Raw genomic sequence first — 13,200 nt, 5'->3', positions numbered from 1 at the left:
AATGTCGTTAGCTGTGACGTCCGGGGCGTCTGCGATTTCGCGGATACCGGGCGATCTTGTTGTTTTATAGGAGAGAGAGAAATACTGGAGGAGGATTTACAGCATGAGTGAACTGAAATATAAACTGCTGGCCTTGGATATGGACGGCACGTTGCTGAATGATAATCATGAAATTACACAGGAGACGGCCAAGTGGATACAGATTGCTATTCGTCGCGGAGTGCATGTGTGCTTGTCTACGGGGAGAGCCGTATACCACGCTATGCCTTATGCAGTACAGCTCGGTCTGGAAACGCCAATGGTTACGGTCAACGGTAGCGAGGTTTGGAAAGCTCCACATGAGCTTCACCTGCGCCATCTGATGGACCCAGCTTTGATTCGCAAGATGCACGAGATCGGGGAGAAATATAACAGTTGGTACTGGGCATACTCCGTGGAAGAGCTGTTTAACCGGGATCGCTGGACGGATAACATTGAAGCATTAGAATGGCTGAAATTTGGATTCACTACCGAGGATGATGAGGTTCGTCATCAGATCATGATGGAGCTGCAGGAAATGGGCGGTTTGCAAATGACCAATTCCTCTCCTGTAAACATTGAAGTAAATCCGGAGAACGTATCCAAAGCTACCGGTGTAGCCGAAGTATGCCAGTTGCTGGGCATCAACATGTCCGAAGTGGTCGCTGTGGGCGACAGTCTGAACGATCTCGCTGTGATTGAAGCGGTTGGTTTGGGTGTTGCGATGGGCAATGCACAGAAGCAAGTGAAACAAGCGGCAGATTTGGTTATAGGAAGTAATAATGAGGATGGCATTGCCCATCTGATTCGCGAACATATTTTGAAGGGGGAGTAACCTTTGCTCGCAACCGTTGGCTGGATTTTAATTGTACTGCTGTTTGCAGTAGGTATGGCAGGTACGGTGTATCCGATCTTGCCGGGTGCAATCGCGATTTTCTTCGCGTTTCTGGTCTACGGCTGGTTCTTCAGCTTTGATCCGTTTGGGGTCTCGTTCTGGATTATTCAGATTCTGATCGTGGTGGTACTGTTTGTGGCGGATTATGTAGTGAGTGCTTGGGGTGTCAAAAAGTTCGGCGGTTCCAAGCTCTCGACAACGCTGAGTACCATTGGTGTAATCATTGGCCCGTTTGTGATTCCGGCTTTTGGACTTGTCCTGGGGCCGTTCATCGGTGCGTTTATCGGAGAGCTGATCGGGGGTTCCTCGCCTTCCAAAGCATCCAAAGTCGGATTTGGCTCTGTCGTCGGGCTGTTTACCAGCACGGTGATGAAAATTATTTTGCAACTCGTGATGATTGTTCTATTCATTATTTGGGTGGTTCGATTCGCCTAGATTGTCAGGTTAGCTAGCTTAGGGCCGGAGAGGTCCGGTGTGGGGGAAAGAAGGGGAATTCGTTTTGTCTAAGAAGGAAACATTTATCAAAGGTACGCTCATATTGGCTGCTGCCGCATTGATTGCAAGGGTACTCGGTCTGGTGCAGCGCGTGCCGCTGGAGCATATTCTCGGGGATATCGGTAACGCATCGTTCACAATCTCCAATACGGTGTATTTAATGCTGTTAACTGTCGCAACGGCGGGCATACCGAGTACGCTGAGTAAAATGGTTTCGGAACGCTACGCACTCGGACGTGCGGGTGAAGCGCAGCAGATATACCGTGCAGCCTTGATCTTCGCGGCCGTTGCCGGTGTGGTCATGTCTGTTTTGTTATGGTTTGCAGCACCATTCTATGCTACCCATATTTCCAAAGTACCGGAATCTGTAAGTGCGATTCGGGCATTGGCTCCGGCCTTGCTGCTTTTCCCGGCTATTGCGATGATGCGTGGTTATTTCCAGGGACGCGGTAATATGACGGCAGGCGGTATCTCGCAGATCGTAGAGCAGTTTGCGCGCGTAGGCGTAGCGATTGTTGTGGCCTATGTGATGTTGCAATGGAATTACGATGATCAGACGATTGCAGCCGGGGCATCCTTCGGTGGTGTGTTCGGTAGCATCGGTGCATTTGCGGTAATGCTGTACTTCACATTGAAGCTGCGCAAAAGTGATCATGCGGCACAGCTACATTATGAGCGAGCAGAGCAACTGCCGATGCGCGGTATTTACACGGATATTTTCAAGCTGTCGATTCCGATTGTTTTATCTTCGCTTGCTGTTCCGGCAATCAACTTTATTGACTCTTCTCTCGTCGTTCCCCTGCTTAGTGGACGAATCGGCCTGGAAGAAGCGACAGGCGTACTGGCGATTCTTGGGGCCAAAGCCCAGAGTATAGCTGGTATCCCGCCGATTCTGGCCATAGCGCTCAGTCAGTCACTTGTTCCTGTCATTTCTGCGGCTTTTGCCCGTAAAGATGAATTGCATCTGAAAAATCAGGTGACGCTGGCGCTGCGGATTTCCATCCTGACGGGAATGCCGATTGTGATTACCCTGTGTGCGGCGGCTTATTCGGTAAACGGTTTGCTGTTCACAACTCCGGATGGCACGCCGATTATTGCATTGCTTACGTTCGGCACCATTTTCCAGATTACAATGATGACAACGAACTCCATGCTCCTCGGGGTAGGTAAACCACGAATTACGATGATTAGCGTAGCTGCAGGAATTATCGTGAAGCTGATTGCGAGTCTTATCCTGGCGCCGATCTTTGGTATTTACGGGATCATTATTGCAACAGGATTATGTTTCTTGGTCATCACGTATTTGAATCTGCGTGTACTGCGCAAAATTGTGGATTTCTCAATTATGGGGGATCGCTGGGTTGGATTTATCATCACGGTACTTCTCGCAGCAGCTGTCGGCTTTGCGGCCAATTGGAGCGGAAACCAGATCTTTGGTGCGTTCTTGCCTGCACGGGTATCCTTCCTGTTAACCTGTATGGTCGTGGGTGTGCTGGTCGTTGTCGTATATCTCGTACTGATGGTGGTTCTTCGTGTGTTGCGTAAGGACGAGCTGGGGAGTTATCCGCGAATTCTGCAAAAAATTCTTCGTCCGCTTATGCGTCTGCAACGCGGCGCTGGACAACGGGGATAAATGTAGGTGAAAAAAGCGCGGTCTGCACTTATAGCAGACGGCGCTTTTTTATTGTTATTGCAAAAGAGGCTGGTTCACGTGACGGTGAACATTATCCTTACTTTGGCCTTACATAGCAGAATCTGCTCGATCTGCTTTAGTGACGTTAAGATCCTGTTAAAGCCGTATTCGGATACCGTTTTTTCTTTTTCTCCTGCCAATTAGTGAGTGATTGTCTGCACATCATGAGCGAGAGCTGTTTTTAACATGCCGTACCGATGCTCATGACTCATTTCAAACAGCCAAGGTCTGCGTGGCGCGGTCAGGTATCCAAGGCAATCGCTTGTCTCAAGCCAGTCATGTCTTGTAATCGGTTCATAAGGTGTGTCCCCCCAGACAGCGAGCAACTCAGGTGAGTAAAGACGCTGACCTTCCGGAAGCCATTCCTCATTCATTAAAACTTCCGTGTACAGATTATGATCTGCGGGGCCCTCGTGATGCTTGGTAAACAGGCCAGGCCAATATTCCGCCCGTGAGCCGCCGTGAGGAACGGTGCGTGCGAACTCCAACACTTGCTGGAGCACTTGCTCCACACCGAATAATAGGGCATACAGCCCTTTGCCGAACTGGATGCGTTCATTCAGTTTGCCAAAATGTTCAATGACCCGCCCGGCGAGGCCACCTCCTTGTCCAAGAGGGAAGACAATGTGGTTCAGTCCGGCCAGATTATGCAGATGAAAAGCAGGTTTGGAGAGCACTTCTTTCTGAAAATAAGGATGCTGCACCACTCGTGTCTCTATATAGTTCTGCTCATTAATAATTAATGCCACACTCAGTATGGAACTGCAGCGTTCCAGCCAGAAGCGCTCCCAGAACGGGGTCATAAATGCCGATACGTGAAAATGGGACAACAGATGGAAGCAGCTTCGGCCAAGCCGCCGACTGTGCATATACAGCTGCAACTGGGGGTACGCATCTTGGAAAATAAGAGCATTGCAACGCTCCAGCAGGCGATACATATGTTCACGATCCTCATGGTTTTGCAAATTATGCATCAGGTCGCTGTGCAGATCGGTCATATGATATCCGCCGTTGCGGGATACCATGTGCGCCAGCAGAGCCCAGTGCAGTTCGGGGTACTGTTCATAACATTCCAGATAAGCAGCCGTGCGGGTCACATTACTGCGATTCTGCTGTTGCGTTAATGTTTTGATTTCTTCGAGAATGATACAGTCCTCCTCACAAACCAGTGCACTTTGTGCCTGAATGTTGCGAGTGGTAGATGACCTGCCCGCTGTGGGTAGCAGCCGCTCAACCTCAGCCTGTAGAACAGCAGCAGTATCTGCGTTCCAGTTCAGGTCACGTGCAGGATGTCTGAGCTGGGAGGAAGCATGCCAGGCAGCCTGTTTACCGCGCCATACTTCCAGGGCTGCTCCGGGAATGGAGCGAATGATCTGCATAATGGAACCCTGGTGATGCGTTTCCGAAGAGTCGTTTCTGGTGGAAGTCATGAATGGAACATCCTTTCATGAAAAACTTTGTTTGATGAGCCAGAACTTGTGGTTATTCTAAGTATGCGCCGAACATTTGACTTCCAATCACCAATTTGCTTCACTTAGATGTAGATAAGGTACAGAAAGGGAGATGTTGACAAATGGAACAGATTACATCCAAACCGGAATTTGATGTGGCGATTCAATCTCCACGTTTGACGGTAGCCGTATTCAAGGCAGATTGGTGTGGGGACTGCAAGTACATCGATCCGTTTATGCCTGAGGTGGAAACCAAGTATTCACGTGATTTGACCTTGATTGAAGTGGATGTTGACCAAGTAGGCCCGGTAAGTCAGGAGCAAAATATTTTGGGTATTCCAAGTTTTGTAGCCTACACGGACGGACGGGAATTGGTGCGTTATGTGAATAAGCTGCGTAAGTCCAGAGAAGAGATTGAGCAGTTCTTGGATCGCGCTGTTGAGGTTTATAACACGATTCACAAGTAGATACGAAGCAATAAGGGTGAGCAAAGTAATGCAAAGCACAGCAGGAATGAAATATCCCAAGATAGGGAAGAATGTGAACTAAGTATGCAAACACAAGGCTGTCGGTTGAGCCACATTTGGCTTAAGACTGCCTTGTTTTTATTTTGCTTGAGGTGAGAAGAACTAGAGGCTACAGGTCGGATTCGGGAAATTTCTTTATCAATGATGCTGTGATATGTTACACACCAACTCACTCTTTTTCGCAGACATTGCACGGTAACTCATGCTCTAACGATCACCAGGAACGTTATTTGCTCGAATATAACTCATAAAAAAATCTAACGATCTCCACATACGCTATTTGGGACCAAAATGCGTATATGCAGCAATTGTTGCCGTGTTACTTAGAAATAAGCTCCATGGTGATCGTTAGGTTCGGAAAAGGGGCTATATTTTCAAAATAAGCTTTGTGGTGATCGTTAGAATCCGAAGTGGGGGGAGTTGATGATTGAAAACGATAAACGATAAACGATAAACGATAAACGATAAACGATAAACGATAAACGATAAACGATGAACAATGAACAATAAACATAAATAATAAATGCGGAGTTTTAGGCTACCGAGTTTGTTCATGGCTTACATAATAAGATTCGAGAATAATGACCCGCTGGTCAAATTTTTAATAGACGTTAACATTTTGTCACAAAGCGCGGCGTCAATGATGATTTTATCCGGTATAATGAATTTAGTTGTGAAATTAGTGTCAAAGTTAAAAACAAGCGGTTGTAATGAGCTCTTATGAATGCAAAGTTGTAAGGTAAGGCAATTACATCGTTTTAAAGTAACCAAAGAACACTAGCACCATTAATGAAATTAGCATGATTATCAAGCGAAGACTTTCTTCGCCATCTTAAACCAACAGCGGGTGAGAAAAAATTGAAGCACTTAACATTGTTTAAATGGTTAACTGTATTAACCTGTCTTGTCATGTTCCTGGCTACCTTTGGGGGCGGAATCGTGACCAAAACCGAATCCGGCCTTGGCTGTGGAACCGAATGGCCTTTGTGTAACGGAAAGCTTGTGCCAGCACATACTGTTGCCTCACTGATTGAATACTCCCACCGTGCCGTCAGTGCACTGGCAGGGCTGCTATCCATTGCTTCGTTTGTTGCTTTCTTACGATTTGGCAAACAGCGTCGTGATCTGCAATTGTTCTCGTTGCTAACTCTTATATTTGTGATCATTCAGGGAATCATGGGTGCATTTGCCGTTGTCTTCTCGCAGTCTTCAGCGGTTATGGCACTTCACTTTGGGTTCGCGCTCATTGCTTTCGCCAGCTCGTTGATGATGGCTCTAGGCATTCGGCAGGAGGCGAAACATGGCGGCTTGGAACGTCTGAATCAATATCCTCGCGTCAGCAAAGGATTCCGCAACCTGGTCTGGTTCTCAACGATCTATACGTATCTGGTCGTGTATACAGGGGCGTTCGTAAGCCATACGAATTCAGCCGGCGGTTGTTCCGGATTTCCGCTCTGTAATGGGCAGATTGTGCCTGAACTCTCTGGCGGGGTAGCTATTGCCTTTGCCCACCGCCTGGCAGCTGTGTCGCTCGTGATCGTAATTGCGATCTTAGGGCATTTTGCTTATCGCAAACATCCGGATAACCGTGAGATGCGGACACTCGGAGTGGTATCCGTCGTTTTAATTCTGTTGCAAGTGGTTATCGGTATGTTCATGATGTGGACGATTAATCAACCAGAAGTTTACATGTTTGTGGCGCTTGCACATATGTTGGATATCGCTGTACTCTTTGGTATCTTGACCTATATGAGCTTCCTCGTATACAAGCTACACCGCCCGGTGAACCGTTTCTAAACAGATTACGAACTTTGGTATTTACAAAGGAAGGTTAGTGCATTGTCCTGATGCTGCGCTGGGCCTTATTGGAAAGTCCACCATCCGGTGATGTAGATCATTGGAGAGGTGGACTTTTGTTTGATGTGAGAGGTAGCAGGGCAACCTAAATCAAGTTGTTATGATTAAAGGCGTAGATGTTAGAACGTTGCTAAAACTTCAGCTTCTTCAGCTGTTTAACAGTTGTGATAATATATATTTGCCGTCATCAGTGGAAAGAGGAGGCCATCTATGCTGCGTACTTTATTAGGGGAAAAGCCACGAGTGAATCAGGGAAAATTGAAAGAGGCTATGGATACCATGGCGTTTACCCTGGATTCTTTTGAGAAACAGATGTATGTCGACCATGATCCGAATCATGATTATCGGAAGTTATATATATGGACACAGGGACTTATTTCCTCGTTGGATGAACTGGAGCAGAGTTATTTTGCAGCCGCATATTTCCGTAGAAAAGTAGTTGCTGGTTCAACGGGAGATATGAGTTCTGCTGAGAAGGCGGAGTATGCGCGGTATGTTTATTTCTACAAAGATGCATTTATTCGGTGCTTCGCTATTTTGGACAAACTGGGTACGGTTTTAAATGAAATTTTCCAATTAAATACATCTAAAACGAAAGTACATTTCTCCTATTATACCGTACTAAGGCAATTTGATTATTATCGGGACCATCATGAACTCGCACAGCAATTAATTAAAATCAAGGAAGCTTATAGGGAACCGATGAGCAAACTTCGCAAGCGGCGGAATATGGAGATCCATTATATGAATTCAGAAATGCAGGATGATCTGTGGCAGTTACATCAGACGATGCGTGGAAAAGTAAAGCTGGAGGATCTGGATCAGCATCTTCTGGAGATGCAGCAGGGTGTGGATATGGTCTGTGAAACGCTGCATATGGCTTATCGATACATCAATCGAATCTGGCGTAAACAGATTGCGAAACGTTAAGTATATCCATGCATTTGAAATAATACCATTTGACAAATCGGAATACTTTGGATTATACTGAGTTCCAGATCGAATCTTACATGGATTCATGTCTACAATAAAGCATTTGATGTAGTTTGGTCATTATATATGACGAACTACATGAACCTATATAATCCTACAACTGTATATTTCTCTTATCGAGAGTGGCGGAGGGACAGGCCCGATGAAGCCCGGCAACCGATCAACGATGATGGCACGAATGTTCTCATTGTTGATGTTAGGTGCTAATTCCTACAGAATCATGTTGCACATGATTTTGGCAGATGAGAAGGTCATTTCACGTGAAGAGCCATCTTTGTATCTGCAAAGGGCTCTTTTTTTGCGTAGAACGGGGAGTTTTCTCTTCCTTCGGGTAAAGATATATGTAGGTGATGGGGAAGGAGCAGTACTAGTGATTGAATTGGTTGGATTAACCAAAACATATGGCAGACGTACCAAGGCAACGACGGCGTTGTCACACCTTGATCTGAAGATTCAGAAGGGTGAGATTTTCGGCGTGATTGGTCACTCAGGTGCAGGGAAAAGTACATTGATCCGATGTATTAATTTGCTTGAGCGCCCGACAGAAGGTGAGGTCTGGGTTGATGGCATTAACCTGACCGAACTTAGCAAAAGTGAACTACAGCAGCAACGACGAAAGATCGGTATGATATTTCAGCATTTCAATTTGTTGTCTTCTGCAACGGTATACGACAATGTGGCTTTCCCGTTAAAACTGGTCAACACACCTAAGGATGCGATTGATCGCAAGGTGAAGGAAATGCTCGCTCTGGTTGGATTGGAGCAGCACAGCAGTAAATATCCGGCTCAGTTGTCCGGTGGACAGAAACAACGGGTAGGGATAGCGAGAGCTCTGGCAAGTGATCCGAGTGTACTTCTTTGTGATGAGGCAACTTCGGCACTTGATCCGCAAACAACCAATTCCATTCTGAAGCTATTGCTGGATATTAATGAAAAGTATAATCTGACCATTGTGCTGATTACCCACGAGATGCATGTCATTCAGAACATCTGCGACCGGGTAGCAGTTATCCATCAAGGTGGTATTGTGGAGCAAGGGCCAGTGACGGAGGTATTCATGAAACCGCAACATGCGATCACGCGGGATTTTGTCTCACGTGACAGCGAGGGTGGACTGGCACTGGAGGAGACGGTTATGGCGAATGCCGAAACAGAACTGCCAGCAGGAATATCCTCCAAGTTAGTGAAGGTTTCATTTCTTGGAGATAAAACCTATGAGGCGATTCTGTCGAGAACGGTTCGCAAAACAGGTGTGGATTTCGCTATTCTGCAAGGTACAATCTCTACAATCAAGCAGGTTCCTTATGGTCAACTGACGGTGCGTTTTGAAGGTGACTCCGTTGCGATCGAGCAAACCTTGTCAGAACTAACCGCAGAAGGACTTGATGTGGAGGTGCTCCGATAATGGATTTTTCCAAAGTACGCTGGGAAGAGGTCGGTACGGCCTCCATTGAAACATTGCAAATTCTTGCCGTATCCGGTTTGTTTACTGTTCTCTTGGGTTTGCCGCTTGGTGTCATTCTGTTTATGACAGGCCGCTCGGCTTCACCTAGTTCAAAACTAACCTACATCATATTATCTATTATTGTTAATATTTTACGTTCGGTACCTTTCATCATACTAATTGTTGCTCTTATTCCGTTTACACGTACGCTTGTGGGGACAGCTACAGGTGTGCTTGGTGTCATTCCACCGCTTGTGATCTCGGCTGCTCCGTATTTTGCACGTCTTGTTGAAAATACATTGCGTGAAGTGGATCGGGGTGTGATTGAAGCAGCTCAGGCAATGGGAGCATCCACAGGACAGATTGTTAGAAGGGTTTTGTTACCTGAAGCTTTACCGGGCTTGCTTGCCGGGATTACGATTACCATCGTAACGTTGGTCTCTTATACGGCCATGGCGGGTATGGTTGGCGGTGGAGGTCTGGGTACACTTGCAATTAACTATGGATACTATCGATATCAGAATGAGATCATGATTATTTCTGTGGTATCCATGATTATTCTGGTTCAGCTTTTGCAGATGATTGGCGATCGTCTGGTCATTTATTTCACCCGGAAATAACAGATAGATGAAAAATAAAATGCGAAGGGGTTTTACAGATGAAAAAGTGGTCTATTATTCTACTCAGCTTGATGATGATTGCCGTGCTCGCAGCATGCGGCAACAACAAGAAATCCGACAGTGGTGCAGATAACTCAGCAGGCGCTCCACGTACGGTTGAATTGAAAGTCGGTGCTTCACCTACACCACATGCTGAGATTCTGGAAAGCATCAAACCCGAACTGGAAGCACAAGGCATTCGTTTGCAAGTGGTGACGTTTAACGACTATGTGCAGCCTAACCAACAGTTGGCAGATGGCAAATTGGATGCAAACTTCTTCCAGCATCAGCCTTACCTTGATACGGAGAACAAAGAGCGTGGATTCAACCTTGTTGCTGTGACTCCAGTCCATGTAGAACCTTTCGGTGGTTACTCCAAAAAGATTAAATCCCTGGATGAACTGAAAGATGGCGCTAAAGTGGCTATCCCTAACGACCCATCCAATGGTGGACGTGCACTTTTGTTGCTCGCTAAAAAAGGTTTGATTACGCTCAAAGACGATACAAACATCGCATCCACTAAACAGGACATTACAGCGAATCCGAAAAACCTGGAAATCATCGAACTGGATGCAGCCATGATGCCTCGTCAGCTGGATGAAGCTGATCTGGTGTTTATCAATGCCAACTATGCACTGGAAGCAAACCTCAATCCATCTAAAGATGCGTTGTTGATCGAAGACCTGCAAGGCAACCCATATGCTAACATTCTCGTGTCCCGTGAAGATAACAAAGACGCAGACGCCATCAAAAAACTGGCAGAAGCTCTCCACTCCGAAACGGTGAAAAAATTCATCAAAGAACGTTACCAAGGTGCAGTTGAACCTGCATTTTAAGTTGTTAAAACGAGCGCATAATTTTAAATAGCTGAAAGCCCCGCACGATCTCTTCAAGAGGTCTGCGGGGCTTTACTATTTCTGAGTCCTTGACTTCCGCCGAAGCATTATGAAGATGAATGCAGTAAAACACGCAGTAACAATGTAGATCATGCCTTTTTTGATTAGAGTCTGCCGTTCCTCTTTTTTGGTAGCGGCTACCCCATCACCGCCCGGAATAAGATGCATGAGACCAAGCTCCGATTTTTTATCAAGGGAAGCATTAAATTCCTGGTATGTATGACCGTTGTTGATTTTAATATTTTGGAGTACCATTTCTTCAAACTGTTTTCGACTTTCTTCAAAATAATAACTTGGGGTTACAAGTATGACGCTAATATACCCTTCACGTGTTAACAAGTTTACTTTATAATATACGACTCCTCCCTGTAGGGGATCTCGCAAACCTATGGAATAGCGTAATTGATGTTTACTTTCTTCATACACAGGTTCAACATCCCAACGTAGCACGGAGGATTGATTTTCTGCGCTCGCTTTCTCACGCTGTCCTTCAGGACTCTGCTTGTAACTTTCCAGGAGTTCATCGGCATCTAATTCATTTTTGTCATGATCGTCGACATTTCCTATGTCGTGGTATTCAAAAATGACGTTCCAATATAACTGCATGTTCATGTTATAAAGAGAGCCAATTTCAGTACCGTTCGGAGGAGGAGGATTTTCTTTCATAAACCTCTTGGTATTTTCTTTATCAAAAAAAGCGAGATTTTCCGGTACGTTTACTGACGCTATATCCTCCAAAGATACTGCTGTAGGGCCACTCTGCCATTCAAATCCATCGGCTGAACCAAAATTTTCTGCAGCAACTTTCATGGTTGAAAATGGAAGTGAGGTAAGAAGAAGCAAGATGAAGACGAAGGGGATACATAACTTTTTCATTTCATTAATCCTTTCAGATGATGTAAGCAGCAATTTACACCTTAGTATGTCATGTCGTTATTATCATAAGGCACAATGACCTACTGAGATTATCATAACAATTCAATTTAGATCAAGGCATTTCTGGATATGAAGGTATATTTGCACAGTGAAACAACTGGAACAGATTGTGAAGAGCTACAAGTTGTGAGAGGCGGATAAATCTTTTATACTGGATAAGTGACTGCTCTTTGAAGAGGGGGATGAACGTGAAGGGAAAGATTGCCCTCATAACGGGAAGTGCCAAAGGCCTGGGTAAAATGACAGCCCTCAGTCTGGCGGATCAGGGATGTCACATTGCCCTTAATTATGTGCATAGCAAATCAGAGGCTGAATTGCTGCAAGCGCAGATTACCGCCAAAGGGGTACGTTGCATTGCCATTCAGGCAGATATATCGAAAGTAGAAGAGATGCATGCACTCGTTACAGCGGTAGAAACACAGCTGGGTCACGTAGACATTCTGGTGAATAACGCCGGTCCATTTGTACGTGAGCGCCGGGTATTCGCAGACTATTCTGAAGCAGAAGTCCAGATGTTGGTTCAGGGTAACCTGCTGGGGCCGATGATTCTGGATCAACTCGTACTGCCCGAAATGCGTCGCAAACAATGGGGACGGATTATTCATTTTGGCTTCAGTCATGCGGGCGAAGCAAGATCCTGGCCTCATCGCGCCGTATATGCTGCTGCCAAAGTAGGTCTGGTTTCGTTTACCAAGACCCTTGCGGTTGAAGAAGCACCCTACGGGATTACGGTCAATATGGTATGCCCTGGAGATATTCGTGGTGCGAATAAAGAGAAAACGATTGATGAAATTGCAGACATACCCGATAAGGAGACGCCGAGAGGGCGGCCTGGCAGTGGAGAAGATATTGCGCGAGTGATCACGTACCTGTGTTTGGATCATTCCGACTTTATAACGGGCAACATCATGGATGTATCCGGAGGGCTTGATCCGATCAGGCCTACCATCTGATGGAATTAAAAAAAGAGCCTCTCGCTTCTTGCGAAGCGAAAGGCTCTCTGAGGTTTATTTCGTGAAGGATTGATTAGAATACTTGTACGACTTCTTGTACACCCTCAACTTCTTCAAGAAGGGCGCGTTCAATCCCGGCTTTTAAGGTAATGGTGGAGCTTGGGCAACTGCCGCAGGCACCGACCAGTTTCAGCTTAATGATGCCGTCCTCCACGTCGACCAGTTCCACGTCACCGCCATCGCGTTGCAGGAACGGACGAAGTTTATCAAGCACATCAGATACCTCATCATACATGGTGCTTTGTGCGTTTTCGCTCATATTGTTCAACTCCTTTCCTTCCTATATTATATTACAAATGACCATAAATTAAAATGGTCAAACA

General features: G+C 46.0%; 13 protein-coding genes and 1 riboswitch. Of the genes, 10 read left to right on the top strand and 3 right to left on the bottom strand.

Annotation, left to right across the window (positions count from 1 at the left end; translation table 11 throughout):
• Window positions 1-103 precede the first annotated feature (103 nt).
• The 3 genes from AC1VYS_RS23375 to AC1VYS_RS23365 all read left to right on the top strand — a co-directional run bounded on the left by AC1VYS_RS23375 (window position 104) and on the right by AC1VYS_RS23365 (window position 3,041).
• Window positions 104-853 (top strand): Cof-type HAD-IIB family hydrolase, encoded by a 750-nt coding sequence (locus AC1VYS_RS23375; RefSeq protein WP_482911676.1) that lies wholly within the window; start codon window positions 104-106, stop codon window positions 851-853.
• A gap of 54 nt (window positions 854-907) precedes the next feature.
• Entirely contained in the window at window positions 908-1,348 is a 441-nt protein-coding gene (locus AC1VYS_RS23370) for a DUF456 domain-containing protein (protein WP_482915102.1), read from the top strand.
• A 64-nt stretch (window positions 1,349-1,412) separates the two neighbouring features.
• Window positions 1,413-3,041, top strand: a complete 1,629-nt coding sequence (locus AC1VYS_RS23365) for a putative polysaccharide biosynthesis protein (RefSeq protein ID WP_482911675.1) — start codon at window positions 1,413-1,415, stop codon at window positions 3,039-3,041.
• A 200-nt stretch (window positions 3,042-3,241) separates the two neighbouring features.
• On the opposite strand, the gene AC1VYS_RS23360 is transcribed toward AC1VYS_RS23365, so the two are convergent.
• A complete protein-coding gene (locus tag AC1VYS_RS23360; protein WP_482911674.1) occupies window positions 3,242-4,531 on the bottom strand; it encodes a DUF2515 family protein in 1,290 nt (429 codons plus the stop codon).
• A gap of 143 nt (window positions 4,532-4,674) precedes the next feature.
• Here AC1VYS_RS23360 and AC1VYS_RS23355 point away from each other — a divergent pair, with 143 nt between their 5' ends.
• The 6 genes from AC1VYS_RS23355 (at window position 4,675) to AC1VYS_RS23330 (ending at window position 10,868) form a co-directional block, all read left to right on the top strand.
• Complete coding sequence (locus AC1VYS_RS23355; protein ID WP_111269516.1) at window positions 4,675-5,019, top strand: thioredoxin family protein; 345 nt, start codon at window positions 4,675-4,677, stop codon at window positions 5,017-5,019.
• Window positions 5,020-5,937: 918 nt separating this feature from the next.
• Window positions 5,938-6,876 (top strand): COX15/CtaA family protein, encoded by a 939-nt coding sequence (locus AC1VYS_RS23350; RefSeq protein WP_482934414.1) that lies wholly within the window; start codon window positions 5,938-5,940, stop codon window positions 6,874-6,876.
• 270 nt (window positions 6,877-7,146) lie between these two features.
• A complete protein-coding gene (locus AC1VYS_RS23345; protein WP_482911673.1) occupies window positions 7,147-7,866 on the top strand; it encodes a Cthe_2314 family HEPN domain-containing protein in 720 nt (239 codons plus the stop codon).
• 173 nt (window positions 7,867-8,039) lie between these two features.
• Window positions 8,040-8,178, top strand: a riboswitch (SAM riboswitch).
• 121 nt (window positions 8,179-8,299) lie between these two features.
• Complete coding sequence (locus tag AC1VYS_RS23340; RefSeq protein WP_482911672.1) at window positions 8,300-9,334, top strand: methionine ABC transporter ATP-binding protein; 1,035 nt, start codon at window positions 8,300-8,302, stop codon at window positions 9,332-9,334.
• Window positions 9,334-9,993 carry a methionine ABC transporter permease gene (locus AC1VYS_RS23335; protein ID WP_482911671.1) on the top strand — a complete coding sequence of 220 codons (660 nt, stop codon included), beginning with the start codon at window positions 9,334-9,336 and terminating at the stop codon, window positions 9,991-9,993. The genes AC1VYS_RS23340 and AC1VYS_RS23335 overlap by 1 nt, the downstream gene beginning before the upstream one ends.
• A gap of 38 nt (window positions 9,994-10,031) precedes the next feature.
• The gene (locus AC1VYS_RS23330) at window positions 10,032-10,868 is read left to right on the top strand and encodes a MetQ/NlpA family ABC transporter substrate-binding protein (RefSeq protein WP_482911670.1); all 837 of its coding nucleotides are present in this window, start codon (window positions 10,032-10,034) and stop codon (window positions 10,866-10,868) included.
• Between the two features lie 75 nt (window positions 10,869-10,943).
• Here the strand turns inward: AC1VYS_RS23330 and AC1VYS_RS23325 are convergent, their stop codons facing one another.
• Entirely contained in the window at window positions 10,944-11,804 is an 861-nt protein-coding gene (locus AC1VYS_RS23325) for a DUF2167 domain-containing protein (RefSeq protein ID WP_482911669.1), read from the bottom strand.
• Between the two features lie 248 nt (window positions 11,805-12,052).
• Between AC1VYS_RS23325 and AC1VYS_RS23320 the strand changes: the two genes are divergently transcribed.
• On the top strand, window positions 12,053-12,817 hold the full coding sequence (locus AC1VYS_RS23320; protein WP_482911668.1) for an SDR family oxidoreductase: 765 nt from the start codon (window positions 12,053-12,055) through the stop codon (window positions 12,815-12,817).
• A gap of 73 nt (window positions 12,818-12,890) precedes the next feature.
• Here the strand turns inward: AC1VYS_RS23320 and AC1VYS_RS23315 are convergent, their stop codons facing one another.
• Window positions 12,891-13,136: a NifU family protein gene (locus tag AC1VYS_RS23315; RefSeq protein ID WP_053783253.1), complete on the bottom strand. Its 246-nt coding sequence runs from the start codon at window positions 13,134-13,136 to the stop codon at window positions 12,891-12,893.
• Window positions 13,137-13,200 lie beyond the last annotated feature (64 nt).

This window comes from Paenibacillus sp. G34, from assembly GCF_056856875.1.
This window is presented reverse-complemented; position numbering and strand designations above follow the sequence as displayed.

Excerpts from the sequence above, each read along its gene's own strand:
- AC1VYS_RS23375 (WP_482911676.1), top strand. The coding sequence starts at position 104 with ATGAGTGAACTGAAATATAAACTGCTGGCCTTGGATATGGACGGCACG.
- AC1VYS_RS23370 (WP_482915102.1), top strand. The coding sequence starts at position 908 with ATGGCAGGTACGGTGTATCCGATCTTGCCGGGTGCAATCGCGATTTTC.
- AC1VYS_RS23360 (WP_482911674.1), bottom strand. The coding sequence starts at position 4,531 with ATGACTTCCACCAGAAACGACTCTTCGGAAACGCATCACCAGGGTTCC.
- AC1VYS_RS23355 (WP_111269516.1), top strand. The coding sequence starts at position 4,675 with ATGGAACAGATTACATCCAAACCGGAATTTGATGTGGCGATTCAATCT.
- AC1VYS_RS23345 (WP_482911673.1), top strand. The coding sequence starts at position 7,147 with ATGCTGCGTACTTTATTAGGGGAAAAGCCACGAGTGAATCAGGGAAAA.
- AC1VYS_RS23335 (WP_482911671.1), top strand. The coding sequence starts at position 9,334 with ATGGATTTTTCCAAAGTACGCTGGGAAGAGGTCGGTACGGCCTCCATT.
- AC1VYS_RS23330 (WP_482911670.1), top strand. The coding sequence starts at position 10,032 with ATGAAAAAGTGGTCTATTATTCTACTCAGCTTGATGATGATTGCCGTG.
- AC1VYS_RS23325 (WP_482911669.1), bottom strand. The coding sequence starts at position 11,804 with ATGAAAAAGTTATGTATCCCCTTCGTCTTCATCTTGCTTCTTCTTACC.
- AC1VYS_RS23315 (WP_053783253.1), bottom strand. The coding sequence starts at position 13,136 with ATGAGCGAAAACGCACAAAGCACCATGTATGATGAGGTATCTGATGTG.